The organism is Lentzea sp. NPDC006480 (assembly GCF_040611995.1).
Lineage (GTDB): Bacteria > Actinomycetota > Actinomycetes > Mycobacteriales > Pseudonocardiaceae > Lentzea.
This window is the reverse complement of sequence record NZ_JBEXPJ010000125.1, coordinates 1-25991: the sequence shown is the minus strand read 5'-3', so window position 1 is coordinate 25991 and position 25991 is coordinate 1. Positions and strand designations below refer to the sequence as shown.

The following is a 25991-nucleotide window of genomic DNA, read 5'->3' as shown; positions in this document are numbered from 1 at the left end:
CCTTTCGCGAAAGGAGCCGCCACTGATCCACAAAGGACCTACGACACGACCAGCGCGTAGTCCGCGTCGGTCGCCGCCGTCTCGACGTGACCGTCCACGTTGACCGCGGTCGCGACCACCTCGACCGTCCAGGTCCCCGCCGCCGGGGTCTGGACGAACACGTTCTCCACGGTGTCGACGGTGTTCGCGACCCCGCCGGACGTGGACCAGTTACCGGCGAGCAGACCGTTGTTGCCCCAGTAGACAGTCCCGTTCGGCGCGGTCACCTTCAACGACAGGTCGTTCACGGTCGCCTTGGCCGCGGTCGGCGACCCGGCCGGGTCCGTGTAAGCCAGCGTGGCGCGCAACGGCGTCTGGCCGCCGGACGTCACCGTGTACTTGCGAGTCTGGCCGGTGACAACGAGATCGGTCTCGTTCACCAGTACCGGCAGCTTCCAGCCGCCGGCCTTCGCGCGGTCGTACAGGTTGCGCACCGACACCGTGCCCCAGCCCTGGTGCACGCGCGTCAGGTCGTGCGCGGTGCCGGAGAACGCGAACTGGTCGGCGGCGTTGACCAGCAACGCCTTCGCGGTCGACGCGTGCGGGCGGGCCGCGAAGACGTCGCGCTTCTTGCCGGGAGCGCCGTCGAACACGCCGTCCGCCCACATCTGGAACATCAGACCGGCGTTGCCACAGGTGATCGGCGTGGCGCCGGACGTGCCGCCGAAGCTCGCGGTGTAGGCGGTGTCGCTGCCGGACGTCGTGGTGTCGATGAAGTCGTAGAAGTTCGACAGCTCCGGTTTGATGCGGCCGTCGGCGGCGGGGCCGATCGACCCGGTGTTGCTCCACTTGTCGTCGGCGCGGGACAACGTGTTGTAGTGGCGTTGCCCGCCGACCGACAGCACGTTCTTAGCCCAGGCCTCCGGGCGCGACGAGCGGGTTCCGGTGTTGCTCTGCGACTGGCAGATCAGGATGTCGTGGTCGAACACGATCCGGTCCATGGCCTGCGAGACCGACGTGTAGGACGTCGTGAGCGAGCCGCCCCAGCTGTTCGACTGGAACACCGCGCGGTACCGCCCCGCCGGATCGACGAGCTGCTTGGTGTGCGCGTACCGGTCAGCGACGGAGTCGTAGTCGGCCATGATGCCCTGCCCCTCGGACAGCACGCCGCGGTGCGGGGCCGAGACGCCGGACGCGAAGATCTGCCCGTACGTCGAGGTTCCGTGCGCGATCTCGTCGGTGGTCGTGTGCTGCACCGGCGGACGGGCACGGAACTCCTGGTGCGTCAGGCGGAATCCGCCGTCCATCACCTCGCCGCGCACGCCCTGGCCGCGGTAGCCACCCGCGGTCTCGACGTAGTTGGCGCCGGACGACTCGCGAGAGATCGCCATGTCGGTCTCCGGCGCGGACACCGGGTCGATCGCGATCACGGCCGGCAGCTTCGCGACCTGCGCGGCCTGACCGGCGTCCAGCGTGGCCATGATGTGCTCGCGGTCATCGGAGATCACGATCACCCGACCGCCGGACGACCGCACCTTCGCGGCGACGATCTGCTGGTCGCGCGAGTCCTGCTCCGCCAGCGTGATCAGGTAGTCGGACGAACCCAGCGCCATGATCTGCGGCTGGGCCTGGAACGGGCGCACCTCGCGGACGTAGCCCAACCGGGAGACACGCGCGGTGCTCGTCATGCGGGCGACGTAGGTGCCGTCCTGGACGAACGCGCCGAGCCGCACGCCGAGACCTCGGAGCTGATGGCGCTGGGCGTCGGACAGGGTGGTGCGGAACTGCAGCAGGTAAGCGCTCTCCGTCGGCGCGGCGACGGCAGGAACGCCACTGATCAGGGCGAATGCGGATATGCCCGCCAATATTGTGCGCAGCACGAATCCAACCTCCACATCAGGCAGGGATGGCGGAGACCGGAGGAAGTCACCGCCCGTGACCAGCACGTTACCGGTAAAGCGCTGGTCAGGACATCAGTCGATCGGCGGTGATCATCTTGACGTACGGTGTAGAACAATCCCTTTGGCCGCCGATATTCACATTCACCCGGATGGTGCATCCGGAGTAACGTCCGACGAGGTATGCCCGACATGCCCGGCAAAGCATTTCCGCGCGGAGGACGGATGTCTGTCTCATCTGAGCAGCTGATGGAAGAACTGCGCACGTTGTGCCGTGGGCGCGGTGTGCAGACTCCCGGAATCGACTTGCACGTCGGGCCGGCGCTGCGCCAGGTGTGCGGCATCGTGGAGACGGACGGCGCGGAAGCCGTCAGAACGAAACTCCGCGACTGGGTGACGAACGCGGCCCGCGCTTTCCCGGTCGAGGTCCGCAACGCCGTTCTGGCGCCGCTCGGACTGCACGACGAAGCGCAGTTCCGGTTCCTCAACGAACGCATCGAGTGGCTCGCGAAGCAACAGGACCGCGGCGCGCGCACGGTGCGCAGGAGGATGGAGGCCGGGCTGCAGCGCCTGGTGGAGGTGGCACTGCAGCCGGCTCCGTCGACGGCGCACGTGGCGCCGTCGGAACTGTGGCACGTCAAGGAGTTCGACGCGCTGCTGAAGCTGGACGGCCCGACGCCCGCGTGCACGGAACGCCGGACCGTCGTGGCCGACACCGACGGTGTCAGCGAGATCGCGTGGTCGATCACGATCCCCTCCCCCACCCCCGACGGCCCGCCCGGGGACGTGGACATCGAGGTGTTGCACGGAGTGGAGCTCGTGGGCCACGAACGACCGTCCCCGCGGCGCTTCCTCATGAAGCTGCGGTTGCCCCGACCCCTTAATGCGGGACAAACACACCAGTTCGCGCTGGAGGTGAAAGTGCCACGAGGACAGTCGATGCGCCCGACCTACGTGTTCTGGCCGGAGCGGATGTGCGAGTCGTTCCGACTGAGGGTCCGCTTCGACCGGGACGCTCTGCCCGAGTCGGTGTGGCGCGTCGAGGAAGCCCTGGCGCGCGACACCGATGACCTGACGCCTTGGCCGCAGACGCTGCCGCTGGACGAGATCGGGGAGATCGACGTGTCGTTCCCCCATCCTCGCCAGGGCCGCGGCTACGGCGTCCAGTGGACGCCACGCGGGTAGCCGAGCAGGTTCAGACCAGTTCGATGCAGAAATGCGGTTCCACGGCTGACACCTCCCTTGTGAGCTCAGGGAGAACCGCAGTCCGAAATCGGGTCAGATCACCGATACCATGAAAACGCTGCCGACCATGAATCCCACGAAAAGGCAGATCACGGCAACTTTCACGACGGTGGCGAGTGAGCAGATCATTCTCATCGAGAAATTCACCTTCTCATCTGACTGGCTTTCGGGCTGATGTTCTCGCCGATGCACCAAGAGTGGCTTTTCGCCAGTCGAATGAGAACGGGTTTCCTGTTGCACGCTATGACAGGAAACCCTCCGAGCTTTTTATTTCTGGGCCGTGCGGCGCAGCGCCATCACGAGCAACGCGTGGGAGCTGCCGGCGTGCGGGAGCATGCCCTGGTTGACGAGGTCGAGGGCGTGGCAGAACGGCATGGTGCGCACGCGCAGGTCGGCCTCACCGGGCCCCAGATCGGGTTCGCCCTGGGTGAGTCCGGTGGCCAGGAAGATGTGGTCGACGTGGTTGCTCAGGCTGTCCGCACCGTGGATCTGCCCTAGTCGTTCCCAGCTCGCGGCTCTGAGGCCGGTCTCCTCGGCGAGCTCACGGCGTGCGGCGGCCAGCGGGTCGGCGTCCGTGTCGTCCACCGCGCCGCCGGGCAGCCGCCACTCGGTGCCGCCGTGCGTGTAGATCCACTGCCGGGTCAGCACCACGTGGTCGTCGTCCTGGATCGCGAGCACCGTGACCGAACCCGGTGCCACCACGTGGGTGTAGGTGCCGTGCCCGCCGTCGGGCCTGACGACGTCGTCCGCGCGCACCTCGAACCACTGGGACCGGTGCACCACGTTGGTCGCCAAGCGCTGCCAGACCATCACCACACCAGCCGCCTCGTTCGAGCACGTCATCGCCATGACTCACATGGAACCATCGACGGTCGTTTCAGTTAGTTCCAGTTGATCGTCAATCAACGGCCAAATCGTGGACATTCCGTATCCAGGTGTTTGAGCCCCCGCACACTGCCGGTGAGGGGGTGAAGCCGTTGTCGCCCACGTTCGGGCAGGAGGTGCGCCGCCTGCGCAACGAGCGCGGCCTCTCGCTCACCCAGCTGGCAAACCGGGTCCAGTACAGCAAAGGACATCTCAGCAAGATCGAGAACGGCCGGGTTCCGCCGAACCCGGACATGGCCAGGATTCTCGACAAGGCGCTGCAAGCAGAGGGCCGGCTGACCGAGCTGGCCGAAGCCCCGTCCCGGCCGATTCCGAGCGACCACACGACGTTGCGCACGTACGACTCGATGTTCGACCACCACCGGGCCCTGGGACACCGGCACAGTCCGGACATCGTCCTGCCCAGCCTGCGGCACGAGATGGACGTCCTGAACACCCTGGCCCGTTCGGCGGACGACCCCGGCCTGGGTCGCGCGCTGTGGCTGCTGGCCGCGCGGTACGCCGAGTACGCGGGCTGGATGGAACAGGAACGCGGTGACGACGCCTCCGCGTCCGAGATGACCAGGCGCGCGGTGGTGTTCGCGGCCAAGGGCGGCGATCCGGAGCTGGAGGCCTGGGCCTGGGTCCGCGCCGCGGAGTTCTCGCTGTACCGGGGAGACGCGCGCGGAACCGTGCTGTCCGCGTTGCGCGCGGGCAAGTCCCGCTCCCCCGCCGTGCAAGCCGGTGCCGCCCTGCGCGAAGCCCAGGGCTACGCGCTCGCCGGCGCCGCGGACCGGTGTGAGGACGCCCTGGAACGAGCCCAGCAGCTGCAGCAGGCCGTGGGCGAATCCCCTTACGGCACAAGGAGTCTGGTCGACCAGGTAGCCGTTTCGCGCGCCTGGTCGTTCTACGACCTCGGCCGGCACGCGGAAGCCGCCGCCATCCTCGACACGCAGCTGCCGCTGATCGCGCCGACGGCCTTGCGCGCCCGCACGAGGTTCGGGTTGCGCCGCGCGCTGGCCTACGCCGCCGCGGGCGAGGTGGACCACGCCTGCGAGCTGGTCAGCGGCCTGCTGAACGACATCCGCCAGGTGCAGTCGGCGACCGTGCACACCGACCTGACGGCGTTCAGCAAGCTGCTGTCCCGCCTGCGCCCCGCGGCCGGGCGCGAGGTCGCGGGCGAGATCAGCGAAATCCTCTTCCCGGGCTAGACGGCTTGGCGGCGACCCTGGTGCCGTTCAAGTCGTCCGCAAGTACCGCCAACTCAAGATCAGCCGGCACTTTTCCACTACCAACTCGCCGGACTAGACGGCTTGGCGGCGGCTTTCCCGTTCCAGCGCCTCGGCCATCTCGGCCCAGACCTCCGCGCACCCGCGAGCCATGTCCGCGACCAGCTCCCGGCAGTGCGACGGAACCCCGTCCACCACCGCGGCCCACTCGCCGGACGACACCGCGTGCGCCTCCAGCCAACGCAGCACCAGACGCCCGTGCTCGTTGAAGCGCAACGACGGATCGCGGCGCAGGATCGGCAGCGTGGTGCCCGGCGCCCGGACCTCACTGCGCGCCGCCGGCACCTCGACCTCGGCCATCTCGGCGGCCCGCATCCGTTCCGGCACGGGGTCGAGCCCGGCGAGCAAGCGCCGCCGCACGTCCCGCACCGTTCCCGGCGACACTCCCGCCGCGCGCGCGATGTCGCGCAACGAGGCGGAGGGCCGGGCCTCGATCATCTCCACGGCGAGCCTGCGCCCTGCCGCCGAGTTGACCGGGCGGACCTTGCCGTCGCGCCCGACGCGGTTGGCCGCGCGGCCGCCCACCGCGCGCCGCAGCACTCCGACCGACTTGGCCGCGAGCCCCGTCGAGGCCGCGATCGCCCGGTCGGACCACTGCGGATGCGACCGCAGCAGCCGGCGGGCGGCAGCCTCCCTGTCCGCGGTGGTCAGCGTCGCCACGTTGAGCGACACCGACAGGACGAACACGTCCTCCACCGGCCCGTCCACGTACTCGACCTCGACCGACCGGCATCCGCGCAGCACAGCCGCCCGCAGGCGGTGCGCACCGTCGACGACCCTGCGCGAACCGCGGTGCACCACGATCGGTGCGAGCACGGTCCCCGAGGACGCCAGCTTCCGAACGAACTCCTCGCTGCAGCCACCGAGACGCGGAGATTCCGCGAGCTGCAGCACGTTGATGTCAACGAGCATGCGAATTAAGCCCCCAGGCTTGGTGTTCCCGGCACCCCCAGATGTCCGGAAACTCTTCGCCGCAGAGTACTTAGGTGGTCAACGGGAGCGCCACTCGATCGCGGGACACACGTTCATCACCATGTGCAGCCCGGCGGCCTTGGTCCGCTCGAACGCCGCCTCGTCGACCACGCCGAGCTGGAACCACACGGCCTTGGCACCGATCGCCACGGCCTCGTCCGCGAACTGGCCGGCGTCCTCGGAGCGGCGGAACACGTCCACGACGTCGACCTCGAACGGGATGTCCGCGAGCGTCGCGTATCCCTGTTCGCCGTGCACGGTCTCGGCCGCCGGGTGCACCGGAACGATCTTCTTGCCGCGTTCCTGCAGGAACCTCGCCACGCCGTGGGCCGCGCGGGACGGGTTGTCGGAGAGCCCCACGATGGCCCAGACCTGGCAGTTCTCGAGGATCAAGTCGACGTCTTCGCGCATACCGTCCAGCGTAATAGTGTGACGCCGGTCACTTTCTCGGAAAGCTGGTCGAAACGAGCCGACGCCGATCGACGCGCGAGTAGAAACGGCACACCGGACCTGAGGAGATCGAGATGCGGTTCATGGTCATCGTCAAGGCGAACGAGGACACCGAGTCTTCCGTCATGCCCACCGCCGCCGAGCTGGCCGAGATGGGCGACTACAACGAGCAGCTGGTGAAGGCGGGCGTCATGCTCGCGGGCGACGGCCTGTACCCGAGCGACAAGGGCGCGCGGGTCGCGTTCGACGGCAGCGGCGCGACGAAGGTCATCGACGGTCCGTTCACCGAGGCCAAGGAGCTGATCGCGGGGTTCTGGATCTGGGAGCTGCCGTCGCTGCAGGACGCCGTGGAGTGGCTGAAGAAGGCGCCGTTCCGCGCCGGCGAGGTCGAGATCCGGCAGATCCACGGCCCGGAGGCGTTCGAGGGGATCATCACGCCGGAGACCCAGGCGCAGGAGGACCGGCTGCGCGAGCAGATCTCCGCCCAGACGGGTCAGTGAGTCCGGGGCAGCGGAACCTGGGGCGTCGAGTGGGCCGTCAGCGCCACGCTCAACGTCAGCAACGCGCGCGGTGAGGTCGGACGGCAGCCCGTGAGCCGTTCGACCAACCGCAACCGGTGGTCCAGCGTGCTGCGGTGGATGTCCAGCGTGCGCGCCGCCGCCGCGCGGTTGCCGTCCTCGGCGATGAACGCTTTCAGCGCGTCCAGCAACGGCTGCTGCGCCATCACGGGTTCGATCATGCGGGCCAGCCGTTCCGCGACGTGCGGCTGGCGCAGCACGGCGAAGTCCGCCATCACGTCGCGCAGCTCGTAGACGCCCGGCGCGCGGCTCTGCGCGATCCGCAGGACGTCCTCCGCGGTGGCCCGCGCCGAGGCCAGGTCCTTTCGAGGAGCCCACGCGACGGCCATCCAGACGTCCTGGCTGACGCGGTCGCGCAGTTCGCGTGCCAGTTCGACGTGGTGGTCCTGGGCGCACGGGATGAGCAGGTAGCCACCACTGACGCCGTCGAGCACGAGAACCTCGGCGTCGCGCACCGCGTCGAGCACCTCGGCCGCACCGTCCTCAGTGGACGCGCAGAACGCCACGACCGCGTAAGCGAGCGCCAAACCGTCGAAAGATCCGTTGTCCCGTCCGGAAAGCAGTGTTCTGGCGAGCTGGCGGCGGGTCGCCACGTCCTGCACGGGGGGCAGGTCGTACGGGCTGAGGATGTCGCGCAGAACGTCGTTGAGCAGCCGGCTGTCCAGAGTCGGGGTCACGCGTCGCCTCCCTGAGGGCCCTGCGGTGTCTCGCCCTCAGAACGGTAGGCAACTGTCGACAGTTGGCACAGACGGCTTGAGGCAGCCTTAACATTCACGTGAGGTGTCCGGAGCCGTTTCAGCCCAAGGAGTTCGTGCGGCTGAGGCCGATCGCGGTACCCAGAAGCGCGAGGTCACGCGGGTTCACCGGACTCAGACCGGTCAGCTGTTCGATCTGCCAGAGACGGTAGTCGATCGTGCTGCGGTGGATGAACAGCTTCTTGACAGCTACCGCCCGGTTGCCGTCCGCCTCGAGCAGAGCGAGCACGGTTTCCACCAGAACGGGGTTCGCGAGCAACGGCGCGACGACCTTCCCGAGCTCGTCGCGCACCTCCGGCGTCTCCAGCACGGCGTTCTCGAACAACATGTCGTCGATCCGGTACACACCCGGTGGCCGGCCGAGTGACGAGACCAGCGCGTCGATCTCGTCCACCTCCTTGCGCGCCAACGCGACGCGCGCGGCGGGCCGTTCCGCGACGCAGAACCACACCTCGCCGCCCAGCTCCTCGCACACGTCCCGGCACAACGGCAGCGCGACCGCCTCGGCGAGTGGCAGCAGGAGATGTCCGGATGCCGCCAGAAGCACCGTCCCCCGTTTGCGGAAAGCGCTTACCACGCGGTCCGTCGCGGATCCGCGAGCCAGCACGACCGTGTAGAACGGCGCGGCTCCGTCGGGTGCGTTGCCGGCGAGCAGCGCGTCTCCCAGCCCGTCGTCGTCCGCGCAGAACGCGGACATCAGCTCAGCGGCCAGCGCGGTACCGGCCGCGGCCAGCGCACGGGCGTCGCCGCCGTCGTCCAGCATCGCCTCGGTCAGCAGCCTGTCGGTGGATCTCAGTGCCACGACCACCTGCGCGACCGGGACCTTCGCCGACGCGAGCCGCGTGCCGACCCGGTGCGCGACCGTCACGGCCGCGTCCTCCCAGCCGTCGGCGTCGGCGGCCGCCGCGCGGTAGACGGTGAGGAACTCCTCGTGCAGCAGGCGACCGACGTCGAAAAGCACGGGCTGCCCCTTCCCATCTTTCGCGCCGTTGAAGGATTTCAGCACCGGCCGTGGGGAAAACCCCAGCATTCTCCAGCGCCACGCCAGTGTTGCCAACCATAACGTCGAGTCACATCCGGTCGCGCCCTGTCACCCGCACGAAAACGGAGACCGACGTGGCACCTCAGCTGCTCGCCCCACCGCGGCCGGCGATTCTCACGCCGTCCAACGCCGCCTGGCGCCAGTTCGCCCACGCCCTCGAGCCCGTCGAGTTCACGCGCGGCGAAGTGATGCTGCGCCTGGGCGTCCGCACCGACGAGCTGCTCGTGATGCGCGCGGGCAAAGCGAAGACGTGCTGCACCTCCACCGACGGCCGCGAGCTGGTGCTGGACTTCCACTGCGGGGGCGACGTCCTGGTGGAGCCGACGCTGTTCGACGCCGCCCCCGCGGTCTCGACGACGATCGCGATCACCGACGTGCAAGCGGGCCGGATCGCACGCGCCGACCTGACGAAGTGGCTCGTGCTGTGCCCCGAGATCACCGAACGCCTGCTGGGCACCATCGCCCGCCGCCAGCGCGAGTCGCACCAGATGCGCATGGACGTGGTGCAGCTGGACGCCCCCGCCCGCCTCGCCAAAGCCCTGCTGCGTCTCGCGGGCCGGTTCGGCCAGGCCCAGCGCGGCGCCCTGCTGATGATCGAGGACCTCACCCAGGAGGAGCTCGGCCAGTACATCGGCTCGCGGCGCGACACCGTCAACAAGACGCTCTCGGACTTCGCCCAGCGCGGCTGGATCTCGATCGAGCGCAAGAGCATCTTCCTCACCGACCCGGCCCAACTGAGCCGCCGAGTCCGCGTGGGCATGCCGGCAGTACCCGCACAACGGTAGAAACAGGAGTGCTCCGCCCATGACAACTCGAACTCGGACCAGCACGGGCAAGGTCGTGCTGGGAGTCGCCGCTGCCATCGTCCTCGCGGCGCTGGGCAACGCCGTGGTGTCCTATGTGGCCCAAACCCTGGGCGCCGACCCGAACGCCGTGGAAGGCCTGAAACCGCAAGGATACGTCGTGCTGACCGCCGTCGGCGTGATCATCGCCGCGTTCGCCTGGGCCTCGATCCGCAAGCGCGCCAAGGACCCCGCCCGCACGCTCGCCAAGCTCGTCCCGGCCGTCGTGGCCATCTCGTTCCTGGCCGACGTCCCGGTGTACTTCCTGCCCGGCGCATCGATCATCGGCGTGCTCGCCCTCATGCTCATGCACATCGTCGTCGCGCTCGTCGCAGTCCCGATCTTCCACCGCGTACTCCCGGTCTGAAACTGATGAAGGGAACCTTCATCCACCTGACGTGGATGAAGGTTCCCTTCATCGTTCACTCCGAGAGAGTCAGGGAGGGCCACGTCAGGGTGGTGGCGCCCCAGGTGAGTCCGCCGCCGAACGCGGTGAGCAGCACCCTGTCGCCCGCCTGCAGCTCGCCGGATCGCACGCCGTGTGCGAGAGCCAGTGGAATCGAGGCGGCCGAGGTGTTGCCGACGTCGGTGATGTTGGAGACGAACTTGTCGCGCGGCACGTCCAGCTCGGCCGACACCGCGTCCAGGATCCGGGTGTTGGCCTGATGCGCGATCACCTTCTCCACATCGGACTCGACCCATCCCCGCCGCTTGATGGCGTTGCGCGAAGCCGCGGACATCCGGGCAACGGCGTTGGCGAAGACCTCACGCCCCTCCATCTGGAAGAACTTGTCGCCGTGCGGCACGATGTCGCGCGACGACCGCTGCCGTGACCCACCCGCGGGCACGGTGATCAGGTCGGACAGCTCGCCGTCGGACCCGAGGTCGAACGGCCCGAGAGCACCCGGCTCGTCCGGAGATCCTGCCCGCAGCACGACCGCCCCGGCGCCGTCGCCGAAGATGACGGACGTGGTGCGGTCCTGCGGGTTGAGGATCGTCGAGTAGGCGTCGCCGCCGATCATGACGAGGCTGTCGACGATTCCGGCCGTGATCAGACCGGCACCCACTCCCAGCCCGTACACGAACCCCGTGCACACGGCCGCGATGTCGAACGCCGGCACGTCGACGAGCCCGAGCCGCGACGCGATCTCCGGTGCCGTCGCGGGACAGGGCCGGTCGGGTGTCGTGGTCGCGAGGATCACCCCGCCCGCGCCCGGCACCCCGGCCGACCGCAGGGCCCGGCGCGCCGCCTCGACCGCCAGATCGGACGTCGCCATGCCGGGTTCGACCACATGCCTGGTGGCCACCCCGATCCGCGTCCGGATCCACTCGTCGGTCGTGTCCAGCTTGGCTGTCAGCTCGTCGTTGGTGACCACTCGCGGCGGGAGCCATGACCCGAGTCCCGCGACCACCGCTGCGCGCATTCTCCGACCTTCCTCACGGTTAGTCCGCCAGCACTTCCGGCAGGAAGCGGCTGGGAAACCCTTGGAACACCACGGGACGCTGGAACCGTTCGACGGCACGGACGCCGACCGAGGTGTGGAACGGGGACGTGGTCGCGGGCCAGGGTCCGCCGTGGTGCATGGCGGGCGTGGTCGCGATGTCGTTGGGCCACTGGTTCCACAGGATCCGCCCGGCACGCCCGGTCAGCTCGCTGATCAGTTCGGGCAGGACGTCATCGTCCTCACCGTGCACGGTCGCGGTCAGCTGTCCCGGCAACGCGGCGGCGAGCTCCAGCAGTTCGTGGCTGTCGCGGTAGGTGGCCACGACGGAGACGGGCCCGAAGCACTCGGACAACGCCTCGTCGTGGCCCGCCAGCACGTCGGCGGCGGTGGTGCGCAACAACGTCGGTGCGTGCCCACCTGCTCCCGAACCGCCCTCGACCAGCACGTCGAGGAACGCGGTGAGCGCCTCCACGCCGGTCTCGTAGCGCTTGGCCACGAGCTTGTTGAACAGCGGTTCCGCCCGCAGCGCGCGCACTTGGTCAGCGACGTCGCCGGCGAAACCCTCTGGTACCACGAGAAGTCCGGGTTTGGTGCAGAGCTGCCCGCTCTGCCTGCCCAGAGCCTGGGCGAACCCGCGCGCGATCTCACTTCCCCGCAGTTCCGCGGCCCGCTTCGTCACGAACACGGGGTTCACGCTGCCGAAGCCGCCGTAGAACGGGATCGGCTCGGGACGGGTGGCGGCGAGGTGGTGCAGTTCGCGGCCGACCCGCGAGCTGCCGATGAACGCGACGGCCTTGATCCGCGGGTCGAGCACCAGCTGACGGGCGCGGCGCTGCCCGTGCACGAGCGCGAACACGCCCTTGGGCAGCACTTCCTCGACGATCTCGGCCGTGCGGTCGGCGAGATCGGGATAGCTGTGGCTCGCTTTCACCACGACCGGACAGCCGGCGGCCAGCGCGGAGGCCGTGTCGCTGCCGGCCACGGAGAACGCGAACGGGTACGACGTGGAGCCGAAGACGGCGACCGGGCCGAGCGGGATCAGCATGCGACGCAGATCCGGCCGTGGTCCAGCGGGCCAGCTCGGATCCTCGCGGTCGATCACGACCCCGTTGACGGCGCCGGAGCGCAGGTACTCGGCGAACGAGCGCAGCTGGAAGGTGGTGCGCCCCACCTCCGCGCGCAGCAGGTCACCGGGCAGCCGGCACTCCCACTCGGCCAGCGCCACCAGCTCACCGGTCTCCCGGTCGAGCGCCTCGGCCACCGCGTCGAGTGCGTCGGCGCGGTCGTCCGGGCTGGTAGCGCCCCACTCGCGGGCAGCGTGCGCCGCCCGGTCCAAAACCGCGTCGGTCGAGGACTCCATCGGCCCGGGCCTTACTTGACGTAGTCCGGCGAAACCCGGGGCGGCCAGCTGGCGACGCTCAGCACACCGAGGCTGTAGGCGCGCGAGACGAGCGCGGCGCGGTTGGGAGCCTTGAGCTTCTTCAGCATCGTGCCGACGTGGTACTCGACGCCCTGCCGCGACAGGAACAGCCGCGACGCGAGCCGCACGGTCGACTCGCCGGTCGCGATGCCCTCCAGGATCCGGGCGTCGAGCTCGGTGAGGATGCGGTTGCGGTCGACGACGACGGCGTTCGGCAGCTCGCCCTTCTCCGGGTTCACCACGACGACGAACTGCACCAGGTCGCCGTGCGCGTCGTGGACGGCGATGCCGGTGATGTCGCCGGTGAAGACGGCGTGGCGCGGGCCGATGCCGGCGAGGTGCTCGACGAAGCGCTGGCGGCGGCCCTCGACGAGACGCTCGAACTGCTTGCGCATCGGGCCGTGCACGCCGGGGTGCAGCAGCTCGTAGAAGCTGCGGCCGAGCAGCGACTCGCGGGAGTGCCCGAACTGGGTCACGAAGTCGTCGTTGGCCTCGACGACGCGCAGCTGGAGGTCTAGGCGGGCCAGGCAGAGGCCGGACCGCTCGAGCAGGGAGCGGAATACGTCGGCATCGGGAACGACCGCGGTGTGGTCATAGCCAGTGTGGTTGGGCACGAGAGAACCAGCGGCAACAGTGTGCATCGGAGAGTATCCCTCTCGATCTTGTCGAACTCGGCGTTCCGCAACTGCGCAGTGAGTGACTTGAGATCGTCGCGAGGCGGTCTAGAACAATTTCTGGATTCCGCCTTGGACACGATGAATCGTAGGAAGATTCACCGAACGCGGTCAACGAGGTGTGAGGGGTGGCCCCTAATGTTGTGGTAGGGGTGGTCCGGGGGTTCGGGGAGGCGTCCGAGTATTTCGGTAGCACGTTTCGGTGTCGTCTCACCTGATGACGCTCCACCGCGCTGAGCTGCTGCGATGCACTGGCAGCCGATCGAGACGCCACCGCGCGGTAACTGAGGTGCGACTCAACTGTGCGGGAATTGCGCACAAGAAATTCGTAGATGTGCCGCTGACGTTACGCGGACGGCGGGCAGGCCCTCGCGAGTGCACTGGGCAGTTCGGTGCGCCTGCGGATGCCGAGCTTCCGGAACGAGTTGGTGAGGTGCTTCTCGATCGCGCGCGAGGTCACCGCGAGTTCTTCCGCGATTTCGGCATTGGTGAGACCCTGGACGACGAGTCCGGCGACCTTGAACTCGGCGCGGGTCAATGCCACGACAATGCCCGGCGAATTACCGTCGAGTTCCTTCGCGATTCTCTTGCCCAGTCTTTCGGCGCCTGCCCCGACCGCGAGCCGGTGTGCCTCGTCGAGGTGCCGCTGCGCTTGCGGGTCGCCATCGGCTCGTTCGCGCGCGCCGAGCTGAAGGAGTGCTTTGGCCCGTTCGAACGGGTTGGCGTGCAGGACCTGCACGGCCTCGTGGAGCATCTCGAGCCCTTTGCGGCCAGGCGTGTAGCGGCCCAGCACGTAGAGCGCCCGGCCGATGCCGACCGGCGCGCCCCATTCGACCGCGCGGTCCCAGGCCTCGGCGGCGGCGTCGCGTGCGGCTTTGAGATCACCGAGCCGGGCGTGCAGCCTCGCGGTCGTGATGCACCACGGCAGCAGCACGGGGTTGCGCCAGCCGACGCTGTCCAGCACCCGCCCGCAGTCTTGGAACCGCTCCAACGCTTGAGCGTTCTCTCCGGCCAGCGCCTCGCCCGTCGCGTGCAGCATCCGGTAGACCGCGTCGCAGCCGGCGGGTTCGTCCCGATCGGGCCGCGAGCTCAGTATTCTGGCGATCAGCGCCGGGTCCCTGAGCTCCATCGCGACGGCGGTGAGCCCGACGGCGGCTGTCGTCGTGTCGCCACGCCAGTCCAGGACGGCGAGGTCGACGGCGTGCTCGGCGGCGCGGTGCGCCTCCCCCGGTCTGCCCTGGTGCATCAGCACGAACGACTGCTGAGCCAGTATCAACGCCTTCTCGACGGTGTTCGTGGCCCGGCCGAGAGCGCGGTCGAGCCACGGCACGGCTTCGTGGGCGGCGTCCGCGGCGGCGAGAATCCTGATGAGCAACGGGATCGCGGTGTGGACGTGCCGCGGGTGCGGTGCTTCCTGTTTCAGCACGGCACTGGCGATGCCGGCGACCTCGTTCGCGGGCAGCCGAGCGGTGAGCATGGCGGCGTCGAGCAGGATGATCTGCAGCTCGCGCCGGCCGGGTGTGCTGCCGTCGATCTCCTTCAGGCGCCGGACCGAGTCGGTGAGCAAGGCGGGATCCACGTGCCACGCATACCTTTGCCGCGCTTCGAGCCGGTAGCCGAGCTCCCGGTGGTTCAGCTCGGCGGCCACCTGGTCGATCAGCTCCCGGACAGGCCGTGGCGCCTGTCCCAAGGCCGTCGGCGCGATCCTCACCAGCGCCCTCGCCCGATCCTTGACGTCGCGGAACAGCGGTACGGCATAGGAGATGTGCCGGATGGAGGCGGCAGGGTCGAAGAACCGTTCCGCGGTGGCGAGATCGACGAGGAGCCGCGCGCGTTGCTCGGAGTCGCCTGGCACATCTCGCAGCGCCCGGCGCAGGTACCGGGCCGCGACCTCCGGCGCACCTCGGCGCATCGTCGTGTCCGCGGCTTCGCGCAGCGTCTCGATCGCCCAACGCCCTTGCGTCGTCGTGAGCGCGAGCAGCCGGGCCGCGACCTGTTCGGCCGGCCTGCCGTTGTCGTGCAACAGCCGCACGGCTCGTGCCTGCCAGTCCTCGCGTTCGCTGACGGGCATCGACTCCTCGACCGCGTCCCGCACGGCCGGTCTGCTGATCACGAGTCCGGCGTGGTCGAGGATCCGGTGCGCCTCAAGGGCCTGCTGTTCGGTGAGCCCGGCGAGCTGACCGGTGAGATCGTCGTCGCCCAGAATCGCCACGGCTCTGGCGTAGTCCTGGACGTGGTCCGGTTGCGTCGCAAGGCCGCGCACGAGTCGTTCCTTGAGCCGGGCGGGCCTCAGCTCCCGCACGTGCGGCACCTGGTCCGCGGTCGGGCTGGTGACGTGGGTGAGCACCGCGCGCAGGAACAGCGGGTTGCCGCCCGTGACGGCGTGGCAGGCGGCGACGAACTCGGCGTCCGGAGTCTGCCCGGTGCGGCGTTCGACCAGTTCGGCGATCGCCTTGGGCGACAACGGTTCCGGCCGGATCTCGGTGCGCCGGAACTCTTCCGGCCACGGGCCGCGCTCGCCGTCCCTGGTCGCCGCGACGAGCAGGACGGGGTGGTCTCCCAGCGTTCTGGCCAGCCGGACGAGCCACCGCAGCGACGGATCATCGGCCCACTGCAGGTCGTCGATCAGCAGCAGGGTCGGCTTCTCGGCGCTCATGACGTGGGTGAGCGCGGTGAGGCCGCTGACCGCCGCTTCCTCGACGGCGAACGCGGAGCCGAGCTGCACGTCGAGCTCGAAAACGGGCTTCGCGAGGCCCGCCGTGCCGGTGAGCCAGCGGTCGCAGGCGTCGGCGCGGGCCAGCGCTGGTTCGAGCAGCTGCCGCGCGATGCCGAACGCGAAGTCCTGTTCCACCACCGAACAGGTGGCGGTGAGGACGCGCACACCCGTGGCCCGCTCGCGGAGTGCCTGGAGCAGCACGGACTTGCCGCAGCCGAGCGGCCCGGTGATGATGATCTGGTCGCCGTGGCCGGCACAGGCGCGCTGCAGTGCGCGGGTGAGCTGCCGGAGTTCGCCGGTGCGTTCGAGCAGAATCATCACGAAGCCAGGACGTCCGCCAGCTCCGCCCGGCGGGAGATGCCGAGCTTGCGGTAGGCGCGGGTCAGGTGGACCTCGACGGTCCGCAGCGTGACGTACAGGCGGCCGGCGATCGCGCGGTTGGTGACTCCGGCGGCGGCGAGCTCGACGACCTTGCGCTCGCTGGCGGTCAGCACCGCCAGACCGTCCGCTGTGGACGGAACGCGCATCCGGCCGCCGACGCCGAGCAGCATCGTCCTGGCCGAGTCCGCGAGCGTCCGGCTGCCGGCCCGCAACGCCAGCCCGACGGCGGCGCGCAGATGTGTGCGTGCCTCCCTGGCCTGGCCGGCGCCCGTCCAGCGCTGGCCCAGCAGCAGTTCCGTGCGTGCCTGCTGGATGAGCGACGGAATGGCGGCGAACGCGTCGGACGCGGCCTTGGCCATGTCCAGCGCCGCCGGCCCCGAGGTCGCGTAAGCCCGTGCCAGCAACGAGTACGCCGCCGACTCGTGGGACGGCCAGGCCCTGGCGAGGCGGTCGACCTCGCGCATCGCGGCGGTGGCGTCCCGTCCGGCCAGGGTCAGCACCTGGATGACGTCGGTCCACGACGGCAACGCGCTGGGGTCGCTCAGGCCCGTGGCCTGCAGCACCGTCGCGCACGCCGCCATCCGGTCCGCGGCCAGCGGGATGTCGTCCCGCACGAACGCGAGCCATCCGAGCGTGCGCAGGTATTCGCGGTGCGTCGGCGTGAGGTGCCGGATCGCGTCCTCGTCCACTTCGTCCAGCAGCTGCGCGGCGAGCGAGGTGTTGCCGGTCTGCAACGACAGCCAGGCCAGCAGGATCACCGCGCGCGGCAGCTGCCAGCCGCAGTCGCGCATCGCCTGGACCGCGGTCGAAGCGTCCTTCGTGGCGCGCTGGAGATCGCCCGATGACAGGTGCACCAGCGCTCGTTGCACCAGCGACCGGGAGTGGGCGAGCGAGTCGCCGTTGCGGGAGAAGGCGTCGACGGCCCGGTCGAGCACGTCCAGCGCTTCCTCGGTGTGCCCGGCGACGCGCAGCACGGACGCCGCCGAAAGCATCGACCAGTCAGTCAAAGCGTCCGGATCGGACAGTGCCGACCGCGCGTGACCGACCGCGGTCTCGATGCTGCCGCCGCCGCGCATGGTGGCTTCCGCGACCACGCCGAGCAGACACCGTTGCGCCGTCGTGTCTCCGGCCCTGGGCGGAGCAGCTTTGGCCACCGCCCCCGCCGCCGCGTGGACGTCGTCGAGGTCGATCGACAGCTGCACGGCGTCGAGCAGCGTCACCAGGTCCTCGGACACCGCGGGATCCCTGGCCAGCCGGAGGAAGGTTCGCGTCCGGCCGGTGAGCGAGTGCTTCACGGCCAGCGCGGCCCGCAGATCCGGGTCGCTGGTGCGGTGGAACGCGGCGGCGAGGTGCTCGCAGGCCTCGTTCGGGTCGTGCCGGGAGAGTTCGGTGGCGAGCTGGACGCGCAGTTCGACGTCGTCCGGGTCGAGCTCGACGAGCCTGCGGAGGTAGCGCGCGGCGTCCTGGGGTGGGCCGGTGGTCGCGGCCTCGTGCAGCACCTGCGACATCCAGGGCGTGTCGACCGCGGGCAGCTGCACGAGCTGGTCTGCAACCGCTCTCACGTCGTGCCCGAACTCGTCCAGCACGACGGCCGCGCGCCGTCGCAGATCGGCGACCTCGGCCGGGCCGAGCACCTCCAGCACGCCCGCGCGATACCACTCGCGGACGTGGTCGGGAAGGCCGTCGCCGAGCAGATGTTCCTTCCGCAGTGTGGAGATCCCGTTCTCGGCAACGCGTGCCGAGACGCCGGCGAGCGGCCCGACGAGCTCTTCCCGGTCCACGACGACCAGTGCCGTGGCGATGGCGCGCAGGTGCTCGGGCTGATCTCGGAGCCGACGTGCGGCCACGAGTTCCACGGACTCCTGCCTCAACGCCTGCGCGGCCCGGATGTCCGCGAGCACGGTCGTGAGGTGCCGGGGAATGCCGCCGGAGAGCCTCAGGCAGAGGCTGGTGAACACGGCGTCCGGCGGGAAGTGCAGCGTCGTGGAGATCATGTCGGCGACCTGCGGCGTCGTCAGCGGCTGGAGGTCGACGACGTGCGCGCGGGCCAGTTCGACGTGCAGCGGCGCGTTCTGCGACAGCACCAGGCTGACGGGCTCCTCGCCCAGTCTGCGCACGACGAAATCGATCCAGCGGACGGTCGCCTCGTCGCACGCGTCCAGGTCGTCGAGCACGAGGCAGACGGGCGATCGCTGGGCCAGCGTCAGGACATCGCGCCACATGCCCCGGTACACGCGGTAGAGGTCGGCGGGAGCCGGGTCGGCGAGTTCCGGAACGATCACACCTGTCTGGACGAGGAGACGGCGGGCGACCGCGAGCGGCCGGCGTTCACCCCGGCCGACCGAGGACAGCACGGTCGTCCCGGCACGGGACTCGGCCGCGGCGGCCAGGCGCAGGACGGCGGACTTGCCGGAGCCCCGGGCACCCCTCACGAGCACGGCCTGCCCGCCCGCACCACGGCGGGCCGCGGTCGTGTGGTGCGCCACCGTGGTGAGCGCGCTCTCACGACCGAACAGCTCAGTGACGGGGCCCGACTGGTTGTCCACCACCTACCGCCTCAGGTTGGAAGAGATGTTCCGGCGCCTGAGGATAAATGCCCCAGGTGACCGGACCGCAAACTCTGCGAGGCAAGTGTCAAAGTCTGTCAGGGTGATTCCGCAATGTGCGGGTGGCTAATCTCCCGCGGTTCCAGTCAGTGAACTAATACGCCACAACGCGGCCGGGCACAACCCGGTAGAGGCTGGGTTTTTCCGGCAGGAACGCGAGCCCGAACCTGGTCAGGAACTCGCCGAACCGGGCGTCCACGAAGTCCGGGTCGGGCAGGCCGTCCCACGTCTCGGCGGCGGCCCTGGCGACCTCGACCGCGGTGCTGTCGTACACGACGAGGTCCGGGAGGTCGTCCGCGAAGTACCCGCGTGCCAGCGAGATCGGCGACACGCTGTCGTCGAGGAACCCCACCACGTCCCACCGGCCCTCGGTGGCCTCGGTGAGCGCGAGCCTGGCGGCGACCTCGGACGAGGTCGCGTAGGTGACCCGGTAGCCGCGCCGCACCAGTTCCTCGATCACCGCGAGCGCGGGTAGTGCCTGTCCCTGCAGGGGATTGGCGAAGATCGCGACATGCCGCCGTCCCGTGCCGACCTCCTCGGCCATCGGCGATGACCACCTCTCTGCGAACGACGAGCTGCCTGACGGGAGTTCTACGGCAGTTAATGCTCGGGAATTCCTCACTTTCCTTTGTTCACAAGCCGGAATCCGCTTCCCGTTTTCCTCCCGAGGTGCCCGGCGGCGACGAGCCGGCGCAGTTCCTCGGCGGGAGCGGGTTCGCCGGTCTTCGACGCGGCGCTGAGCGTCTCCAAAATGGCCAGCGACACGTCCAGGCCAATGGTGTCGAGGAGCGTGAAGGGACCCATCGGGTGGTGGAACGCCGTGACGATCGCGGTGTCGATCTCCTCGACCGTCACGTCGGTGCGGGCGAGCATGCCGATGGCGTCGTTCAGATATGGGAACAGCACGTGGTTCACGATGAAGCCGACGCGGTCCGTGCAGTCGACCGCGGTCTTGCGCAGCCACTTCACCAATGCGTGGGCGGTGGCGTGCACGTCGTCGGCGGTGTGTTTGGTGCGGACGATCTCGACGAGCTTCATCACCGGTGCCGGGTTGAAGAAGTGCAGCCCGATCACGTCGGCGGGACGGCTCGTGGCGTTCGCGCAGTCGGTCACGGAAAGGCTCGACGTGGTGGTGGCGATGATCGCGCCGGGTTTCGTCGCCTCGTCGATGCCTTGCAGCACAGCGCGTTTGACGGTCATGTCCTCGGCGACGGCTTCGATCACGATGTCGGCGTCACCGAGTTTCCCGTAGCCGGTGCTCACGGTGAGCCTGGCGAGGACGTCCTGGCGGTCCTGCTCGGACATCCGTCCTTTCTGGACTCCTCTGGTGAGGGACGACCAGATCTTGTCCTGTGCCTCGGCCGCCTTTTCGGGGGTGCGGGCGAGGAGTGTGGTCGGAATGCCCGCCACGATCAGGATTTCGGCGATGCCGCGGCCCATCAGCCCGGCCCCGACGACGCCTGCTCGGTGGATCTCGCGCGGTTCGCCGTTCGTGACCCGGTTGTGGGCCGGCGGCAGGATCTCACCGTTGTCGTCGTAGCGGTGGAAGCCCTGCCCGGTCTTGCGGCCGAGACGTCCTTCCTCGACCATGCGGTCCAGCAGCGGTGACGGGACGTAGGAGTCGGATCCGGTGATCTCGTGGAGCTTCTCGAGTGCGATCCGGACCGTGTCGAGGCCGATGAGGTCGAGCAGATGCAGTGGCCCGAACTTGAGGCCACAGCCCAGTTTCACGGCGGTGTCGAGGTCCTCGACGGTCGCGTAGCCCTCGTCGGCGAGGTTCATCGTGCGGTTCATGCACGCGTAGAGCAGCGCGGTGGCCGCCTCGGCCGACCGGCCGCCGAGGCTGACGATCTCGGTGCCGGCCAGCCGGACTGCCTCGCGGGCCAGGTGAAGCGCCTCCGGTGAGGCCATCGACGTGCCGGTCAGGCCGGCGTGCCGCCCGTACGGCGGCGGGATGGAGTAGCGCAGCCCCACGACCCGGTCCGGCGCGCCGGACGCGATCGCCAGCTTCGCCACCGAGAGCGTCGGGGTGGTGGTGAGGAAGACCGTGCCCGGCGCGCACTGCTCCACGAGCCGTTGCAGCATGGTCGCTTTCGTCTCGAACTCCTCCGGCAGTGCCTCGATGACGAGGTCCGCGCGTTTGAGATCGACCAGCTCGGTCGCGAGGGTCAGCCGCGGACCGCTCAACCTCTGGTGCACGCGGGACAGCACGTCGAGATCGCTGTCCACGCCGATCACCTCGGCCCCGTTCGCGAGCAGGACCTTGGCGAGTCCCTCACCGAGGCCGCCGAGCCCCACCACCCCGATCACCAGTGGCATGTCCGTCCCCTTCTCAGAGACCGAGTTCTTCGTCGAGCATGGCGAACATCTCGTCGTCACTAGCCGACTCGAAGTCCTTTTCCTGGTTGGTGTTCTTCGACCACTTCGTGCGCAGGACGTCGAGCCTGGCCGCGATCTGCTGGTGCAGCGCATCGTTCACGCTGGCTTCGCTCAGCGCCTTCTCGAACGCGTCGAGGTCGGCGAGCACGCTCGGCAGCCCGGCTTCCGGCGCGTCGGCCAGCAGTTCATCCTTGAGGTGCGCCACCAGGTCCGCGGGCGTCGGGTAGTCGAACACCAGCGTGGCCGGGAGCCGCAGCCCGGTCGCGCCGCCGAGGCGGTTGCGCAGTTCGACCGCGGTGAGCGAGTCGAAGCCGAGCTCCTGGAACTGCCTGTCCTCCTCGATGACCTCGCCCTCGGCGTGGCCGAGCACCTCGGCGACCTGGCCGCGGACGAGCTCGAACAGCGCGTCCGTCCTGCCCTGGTCGGTCAGGTTCGTGAGCCGCTTGACGAGCGAGTCGGCGGTTTCCTGGCCTGCCACCGCCTTCTTCGACTTGGTGCGCACCAGGCCGCGCAACAGCGGTGCGACCTCGTGGTTGCGCAGCACCGCGAAGTCCAGCTTGACCGGGATCGGTACTGCTTCGCCGGTCTGGAGCGCTTCGTCGAAGAGGGTGGTGCCGAGCTCCCGCGTGATCGCGGGCATGCCGGTGCGGGCCATGCGTTCCGCGTCCTGGGCGGTGAGCATGCCGGTGTCCCAGGCACCCCAGGCCAGGCTCGTCGCCTTCTGGTTGTGCGCCTTGCGGTTGGCGGCGAGCGCGTCGAGGAACGCGTTGCCCGCCGCGTAACTGGCCTGCCCCGCGTTGCCGAACGTGCCGGCGACGCTGCTGAACAGGATCAGGTTCGCTTGTGGCGCCAGCTCGTGCAGGTACCAGGCGGCGTCGACCTTCGGCTGGAGCACCGGGTCGACGCGGTCCAGCGTCAGCGACTCGATCGTGCCGTCGTCCAGCACACCCGCCGCGTGGATGATCGTGTCCGGCTGGTGCCTGTTCAGGAGTGCTTCGAGCTCCTGGCGGTCGCTGACGTCGCACGCTGCCACCACGACGTTCGCCGGGATGTCACTGGTGTCGGCCTGCCCGCCGCGGCTTGCCAGGACGAGGTTCTCGACCCCGTGGTGCTCGGCCAGGTGCTGGGCGATGATCCGTCCCAGGCCACCCGTGCCGCCGGTGATGAGCACCTTGCCGTGCTCGACCGTCTGCTCGGTCCGCTCCGCCCTGGTGAGGCGGCCACCGAGGATCTCTCCGTCCCGGAGCACGATCTGCGGCTCGCCGGCGTTCACCGCCTGCCTCAGCACCGCGAGGCTGGAGCGCTGGTCGTCGAGGTCGAGCAACCCGAAGCTGCCGGGGTGCTCGGACTGCGCGACCCTGACCAGGCCCCAGATCGCCGCCGCCACCGGGTCCGGCACGTCGTTGTCCGTTGCCGCGATGGCGTTCTTCGTGACGAACCAGAGGCGTCCTCGACGGTGGCTGGCGATCCACTCCTGGACGTTGATCAGCGCGTCCGACACGGCGGCGTGCGTCGAGTCCACGACGTCGTCCGAGTAGGCGACGACTTCGGTGACCACGATCTCCGCGTCCGCCGCTTCGATGTTGTCGAACACCCGCCCCTGCACGAAGTGGTCGACCAGTCCGAAGTGGTCCTCGCCCGCGATCGCCACCGCCGCCTCGATCGGCTGCGTGGCGTTGAGCGGCGTCCAGCCGAGCGTGAACAGCGCGTCCCGCGTGGTGTTCTCGTTGAGCTGCCCGGCGCTGACCGCCCGCACCACCAACGACTCGACCTCGGCCACCGGGTTTCCCTGCGGGTCCGCGAGGACGATGTGCATCGCCCCGCTGTCGTCCCGCGTCATCCGCACCCGGACACTCGCCGCCCCGGTGGCGTGGATCTGCACGCCTTCCCAGCTGAACGGCAGCCCCGCTCCCCCGTCGCCCTCGGCGAGCAACGCGGTGTGCAGCGCGGCGTCGAGGAGCGCCGGGTGAATCCCGAACGCACCGGGCTCGACGCCTTCCGGCAGGGCGACCTCCGCGTACACGGCACCTTCGTGCCGCCACGCGTTCTTGAGGCCCTGGAACGTGTCCCCGTACGCGAACCCGATCTCCGCGAACTTCTCGTAGACGCCATCCAGTTGGATCGGCTCTCCGACAGGCCAAGTATCCAACCTGGTGGGCGCCTGATCGCTGCTGCTCAGCGTTCCGCTGGCGTTCTCGGTCCACGGCAGATCCGTGTCCTCTGGCCGGCTGTAGATCGTGACCGCGCGCTTCTCGTCCTCCTCGGCGCCGATCGCGACCTGCAGCTGCACCCCGCCCTGCTCGGGCAGGGTGAGCGGAGCCGCGATCGTCAGCTCCTCCACGGTGTCGAGCCCGAGCTCCTCGGCGGCCTTGAGCGCCACCTCGACGAGTGCCGCGCCCGGCACCAGTGCCCGCCCCATGATCACGTGGTCCGCGAGCCACCCGTGCGTCCGGAGTGCGATCCGGCTCGTGAAGAGATGCCCGTCCTGCCCGGCCAGCTGCACCGCCGCCCCGAGCAACGGGTGCCCGACCCCGTTGAGGCCGGCCGACTTCACATCACTCGCGCCCTCGACCACCTTCGGCCAGTACGACTGCCTGCGGAACGCATACGTCGGCAGGTCAACCGTCTCGGCCCCTTCGAGCAGCTGCGACCAGTCGACGCTGGTGCCCTCCGCGTACGCCTGCCCCAGCGCCGTCAGCAACTGCGTGACCTCGTTCGCGCCCCGCTTGCAGAACGGAATCGCCCCGTCCACCAACGGCGTCAGCGCCGCGTCGGGTCCGATCTCCAGGAACGCCTTGTCCCCAAGCGCAGTCACGTTGTCGTGGAACCGCACGGCATCCCGGACGTGGTTCACCCAGTAGTCGGCCGTGGCCGGGTCACCGCTGGCCTGGAAGGGAATGGCGGGCTCGTTGAAGGTGATCTCCGCGATCGCCTCCCGGAAGTCCTCCAGCATCGGCTCCATCAACGGCGAGTGGAACGCGTGGCTGACCTTGAGCTGCTTGTACTTCCACTGCTTGGCGATCTTGAGGACCTCGTCCTCCTCACCGGCCAGCACCACGGTCCGCGGCCCGTTGACCGCCGCGATCGACACATTCCCCGTCAGGTACGGCGTCACCTCCTCCTCGGAGGCGATCACGGACACCATCGCCCCACCAGCAGGCAACATCTGCATCAACGCGGCCCGCGCCGTGATCAGCTGGCAAGCGTCCTCAAGGCTCAGCACGCCACTCACGTGCGCTGCGGCCACCTCACCAATCGAGTGCCCCGCAACGTGATCCGGCTTCACCCCGAACGACTCGACCAGCCGGTACAGCGCTGTTTCGATCGCGAAGAGGGCAGGCTGCGCGAACCCGGTCTGGTTCAACGCCTCCTGATCCGCACCCCACATGACCTCTGCGAGCGCCGGGTCCAGGTACCGCAACACACCATCGAGCGCCTCAGCGAAGACGGGGAACGTCTCATACAACTCACGCCCCATCCCGACCCGCTGCGCCCCTTGCCCGCTGAACAGGAAGGCGACCGGCCGGCGCCTCACCACCCCACGCGCAACCACCTCGCCGTCCAACACCACAGCCCGGTGATCGAACAACGTCCGCGCACTCAGCAACGAATGCGCCACGTCCTTGGCTTCCCCGCTCACCCGCAGGATCCGCTCAACCTGCCCGTCCAGCGCCCCCTCAGACCTCGCCGACACCACCCAAGGCACCCCGGCACCCGCCACCCGGCCCGGAATCGATCCCGACTGGGGCCCCCCGGGGGAGTCCGAGGTCCCCACTCCAATCGTCTCACCGGCCACCGACAATCCGGTGCTCCCAAGATCCACAACGGCCGAGTTGTCCACAGCCTCAGAGTTGTCCACAGATTCCGCCACGCCCGCTTGACCAGCACTTCCACCCGGTACGCTGGAAATCGGGGGGATCCCCGAGCCCGGCGCTTCCAAGATCACGTGCGCGTTGGTGCCGCTGATGCCGAACGACGACACCGCCGCCCGCCGCGCCCGCCCCACCGCGGGCCAAGCCGTGTTCTCCTGCAGCAGCTCGACCGCCCCCTCGCTCCAGTCAACGTGCGAGGAAGGCGTCGCGGCGTGCAGCGTCCGCGGCAACACCCCGTGCCGCATCGCCTGCACCATCTTGATGATGCCCGCGACACCAGCCGCCGCCTGCGTGTGCCCGATGTTCGACTTGATGCCACCCAGCAGCAGCGGCACGTCGCGCTCCTGCCCGTAGGTCGCCATCAGCGCCTGCGCCTCAATGGGGTCACCCAAAGAAGTACCGGTGCCATGCGCCTCGACAGCATCCACATCAGCAGCAGTCAGCCCAGCAGACGCCAACGCCTGACGAATCACCCTCTGCTGCGACGGCCCGTTAGGCGCCGTCAGCCCGTTGGACGCACCATCCTGGTTGATCGCCGAACCCCGCACGACCGCCAACACCGTGTGCCCAAGACGCACCGCATC

Annotated in this window: 20 protein-coding genes; 5 read left to right on the top strand and 15 right to left on the bottom strand. The window is 69.3% G+C overall.

What is annotated here, in order from left to right; all coding sequences use genetic code 11:
- Window positions 1-38: 38 nt before the first annotated feature.
- Window positions 39-1859, bottom strand: a complete 1821-nt coding sequence (locus ABZX92_RS34195; RefSeq protein ID WP_355568692.1) for a S8 family serine peptidase — start codon at window positions 1857-1859, stop codon at window positions 39-41.
- A 243-nt stretch (window positions 1860-2102) separates the two neighbouring features.
- On the opposite strand from ABZX92_RS34195, the gene ABZX92_RS34190 reads away from it, so the two are divergent.
- Window positions 2103-3062, top strand: coding sequence for a hypothetical protein (locus ABZX92_RS34190; protein WP_355568689.1), 960 nt, complete (start codon window positions 2103-2105; stop codon window positions 3060-3062).
- 93 nt (window positions 3063-3155) lie between these two features.
- Here ABZX92_RS34190 and ABZX92_RS34185 read toward each other — a convergent pair whose 3' ends face one another.
- Window positions 3156-3362 (bottom strand): hypothetical protein, encoded by a 207-nt coding sequence (locus ABZX92_RS34185; RefSeq protein WP_355568687.1) that lies wholly within the window; start codon window positions 3360-3362, stop codon window positions 3156-3158.
- A 27-nt stretch (window positions 3363-3389) separates the two neighbouring features.
- The gene (locus tag ABZX92_RS34180) at window positions 3390-3971 is read right to left on the bottom strand and encodes an NUDIX hydrolase (protein ID WP_355568685.1); all 582 of its coding nucleotides are present in this window, start codon (window positions 3969-3971) and stop codon (window positions 3390-3392) included.
- Window positions 3972-4090: 119 nt separating this feature from the next.
- Here ABZX92_RS34180 and ABZX92_RS34175 point away from each other — a divergent pair, with 119 nt between their 5' ends.
- A complete protein-coding gene (locus ABZX92_RS34175) occupies window positions 4091-5197 on the top strand; it encodes a helix-turn-helix transcriptional regulator (RefSeq protein ID WP_355568683.1) in 1107 nt (368 codons plus the stop codon).
- Window positions 5198-5290: 93 nt separating this feature from the next.
- Here the strand turns inward: ABZX92_RS34175 and ABZX92_RS34170 are convergent, their stop codons facing one another.
- Complete coding sequence (locus ABZX92_RS34170; protein ID WP_355568680.1) at window positions 5291-6187, bottom strand: ParB N-terminal domain-containing protein; 897 nt, start codon at window positions 6185-6187, stop codon at window positions 5291-5293.
- Window positions 6188-6265: 78 nt separating this feature from the next.
- Window positions 6266-6658 (bottom strand): CoA-binding protein, encoded by a 393-nt coding sequence (locus tag ABZX92_RS34165; protein WP_355568677.1) that lies wholly within the window; start codon window positions 6656-6658, stop codon window positions 6266-6268.
- 113 nt (window positions 6659-6771) lie between these two features.
- Here ABZX92_RS34165 and ABZX92_RS34160 point away from each other — a divergent pair, with 113 nt between their 5' ends.
- Window positions 6772-7197 (top strand): YciI family protein, encoded by a 426-nt coding sequence (locus ABZX92_RS34160; protein ID WP_355568675.1) that lies wholly within the window; start codon window positions 6772-6774, stop codon window positions 7195-7197.
- Here ABZX92_RS34160 and ABZX92_RS34155 read toward each other — a convergent pair.
- Window positions 7191-7952: a helix-turn-helix domain-containing protein gene (locus ABZX92_RS34155; RefSeq protein ID WP_355568674.1), complete on the bottom strand. Its 762-nt coding sequence runs from the start codon at window positions 7950-7952 to the stop codon at window positions 7191-7193. The genes ABZX92_RS34160 and ABZX92_RS34155 overlap by 7 nt on opposite strands.
- Window positions 7953-8070: 118 nt before the next feature.
- The gene (locus ABZX92_RS34150; protein WP_355568671.1) at window positions 8071-8991 is read right to left on the bottom strand and encodes a helix-turn-helix domain-containing protein; all 921 of its coding nucleotides are present in this window, start codon (window positions 8989-8991) and stop codon (window positions 8071-8073) included.
- Between the two features lie 155 nt (window positions 8992-9146).
- Here ABZX92_RS34150 and ABZX92_RS34145 point away from each other — a divergent pair, with 155 nt between their 5' ends.
- Window positions 9147-9857 (top strand): Crp/Fnr family transcriptional regulator, encoded by a 711-nt coding sequence (locus ABZX92_RS34145; RefSeq protein WP_355568668.1) that lies wholly within the window; start codon window positions 9147-9149, stop codon window positions 9855-9857.
- A gap of 19 nt (window positions 9858-9876) precedes the next feature.
- Window positions 9877-10281, top strand: coding sequence for a DUF6069 family protein (locus ABZX92_RS34140; protein WP_355568665.1), 405 nt, complete (start codon window positions 9877-9879; stop codon window positions 10279-10281).
- A gap of 55 nt (window positions 10282-10336) precedes the next feature.
- On the opposite strand, the gene ABZX92_RS34135 is transcribed toward ABZX92_RS34140, so the two are convergent.
- The 8 genes from ABZX92_RS34135 to ABZX92_RS34100 all read right to left on the bottom strand — a co-directional run bounded on the left by ABZX92_RS34135 (window position 10337) and on the right by ABZX92_RS34100 (window position 25955).
- Window positions 10337-11338, bottom strand: coding sequence for a beta-ketoacyl-ACP synthase III (locus ABZX92_RS34135; protein WP_355568664.1), 1002 nt, complete (start codon window positions 11336-11338; stop codon window positions 10337-10339).
- 19 nt (window positions 11339-11357) lie between these two features.
- Complete coding sequence (locus ABZX92_RS34130; protein WP_355568663.1) at window positions 11358-12719, bottom strand: aldehyde dehydrogenase family protein; 1362 nt, start codon at window positions 12717-12719, stop codon at window positions 11358-11360.
- Window positions 12720-12730: 11 nt separating this feature from the next.
- The gene (locus ABZX92_RS34125; protein WP_355568660.1) at window positions 12731-13393 is read right to left on the bottom strand and encodes a PAS domain-containing protein; all 663 of its coding nucleotides are present in this window, start codon (window positions 13391-13393) and stop codon (window positions 12731-12733) included.
- A 406-nt stretch (window positions 13394-13799) separates the two neighbouring features.
- Window positions 13800-16487 carry an AAA family ATPase gene (locus ABZX92_RS34120; protein ID WP_355568695.1) on the bottom strand — a complete coding sequence of 896 codons (2688 nt, stop codon included), beginning with the start codon at window positions 16485-16487 and terminating at the stop codon, window positions 13800-13802.
- On the bottom strand, window positions 16487-19096 hold the full coding sequence (locus ABZX92_RS34115; RefSeq protein ID WP_355568657.1) for a LuxR family transcriptional regulator: 2610 nt from the start codon (window positions 19094-19096) through the stop codon (window positions 16487-16489). The genes ABZX92_RS34120 and ABZX92_RS34115 overlap by 1 nt, the downstream gene beginning before the upstream one ends.
- Before the next feature lie 154 nt (window positions 19097-19250).
- On the bottom strand, window positions 19251-19700 hold the full coding sequence (locus tag ABZX92_RS34110) for a hypothetical protein (RefSeq protein ID WP_355568655.1): 450 nt from the start codon (window positions 19698-19700) through the stop codon (window positions 19251-19253).
- 74 nt (window positions 19701-19774) lie between these two features.
- Window positions 19775-21475, bottom strand: a complete 1701-nt coding sequence (locus ABZX92_RS34105) for a 3-hydroxyacyl-CoA dehydrogenase family protein (protein ID WP_355568652.1) — start codon at window positions 21473-21475, stop codon at window positions 19775-19777.
- Between the two features lie 13 nt (window positions 21476-21488).
- On the bottom strand, window positions 21489-25955 hold the full coding sequence (locus ABZX92_RS34100; RefSeq protein WP_355568649.1) for an SDR family NAD(P)-dependent oxidoreductase: 4467 nt from the start codon (window positions 25953-25955) through the stop codon (window positions 21489-21491).
- Window positions 25956-25991: the final 36 nt, after the last annotated feature.

What these genes read in the sequence shown, in the direction of transcription:
- ABZX92_RS34190 (WP_355568689.1), top strand. Translation starts at nt 2,103, where the DNA reads ATGTCTGTCTCATCTGAGCAGCTGATGGAAGAACTGCGCACGTTGTGC.
- ABZX92_RS34180 (WP_355568685.1), bottom strand. Translation starts at nt 3,971, where the DNA reads ATGGCGATGACGTGCTCGAACGAGGCGGCTGGTGTGGTGATGGTCTGG.
- ABZX92_RS34170 (WP_355568680.1), bottom strand. Translation starts at nt 6,187, where the DNA reads ATGCTCGTTGACATCAACGTGCTGCAGCTCGCGGAATCTCCGCGTCTC.
- ABZX92_RS34165 (WP_355568677.1), bottom strand. Translation starts at nt 6,658, where the DNA reads ATGCGCGAAGACGTCGACTTGATCCTCGAGAACTGCCAGGTCTGGGCC.
- ABZX92_RS34160 (WP_355568675.1), top strand. Translation starts at nt 6,772, where the DNA reads ATGCGGTTCATGGTCATCGTCAAGGCGAACGAGGACACCGAGTCTTCC.
- ABZX92_RS34140 (WP_355568665.1), top strand. Translation starts at nt 9,877, where the DNA reads ATGACAACTCGAACTCGGACCAGCACGGGCAAGGTCGTGCTGGGAGTC.
- ABZX92_RS34135 (WP_355568664.1), bottom strand. Translation starts at nt 11,338, where the DNA reads ATGCGCGCAGCGGTGGTCGCGGGACTCGGGTCATGGCTCCCGCCGCGA.
- ABZX92_RS34130 (WP_355568663.1), bottom strand. Translation starts at nt 12,719, where the DNA reads ATGGAGTCCTCGACCGACGCGGTTTTGGACCGGGCGGCGCACGCTGCC.
- ABZX92_RS34120 (WP_355568695.1), bottom strand. Translation starts at nt 16,487, where the DNA reads ATGATTCTGCTCGAACGCACCGGCGAACTCCGGCAGCTCACCCGCGCA.
- ABZX92_RS34110 (WP_355568655.1), bottom strand. Translation starts at nt 19,700, where the DNA reads ATGGCCGAGGAGGTCGGCACGGGACGGCGGCATGTCGCGATCTTCGCC.
- ABZX92_RS34105 (WP_355568652.1), bottom strand. Translation starts at nt 21,475, where the DNA reads ATGCCACTGGTGATCGGGGTGGTGGGGCTCGGCGGCCTCGGTGAGGGA.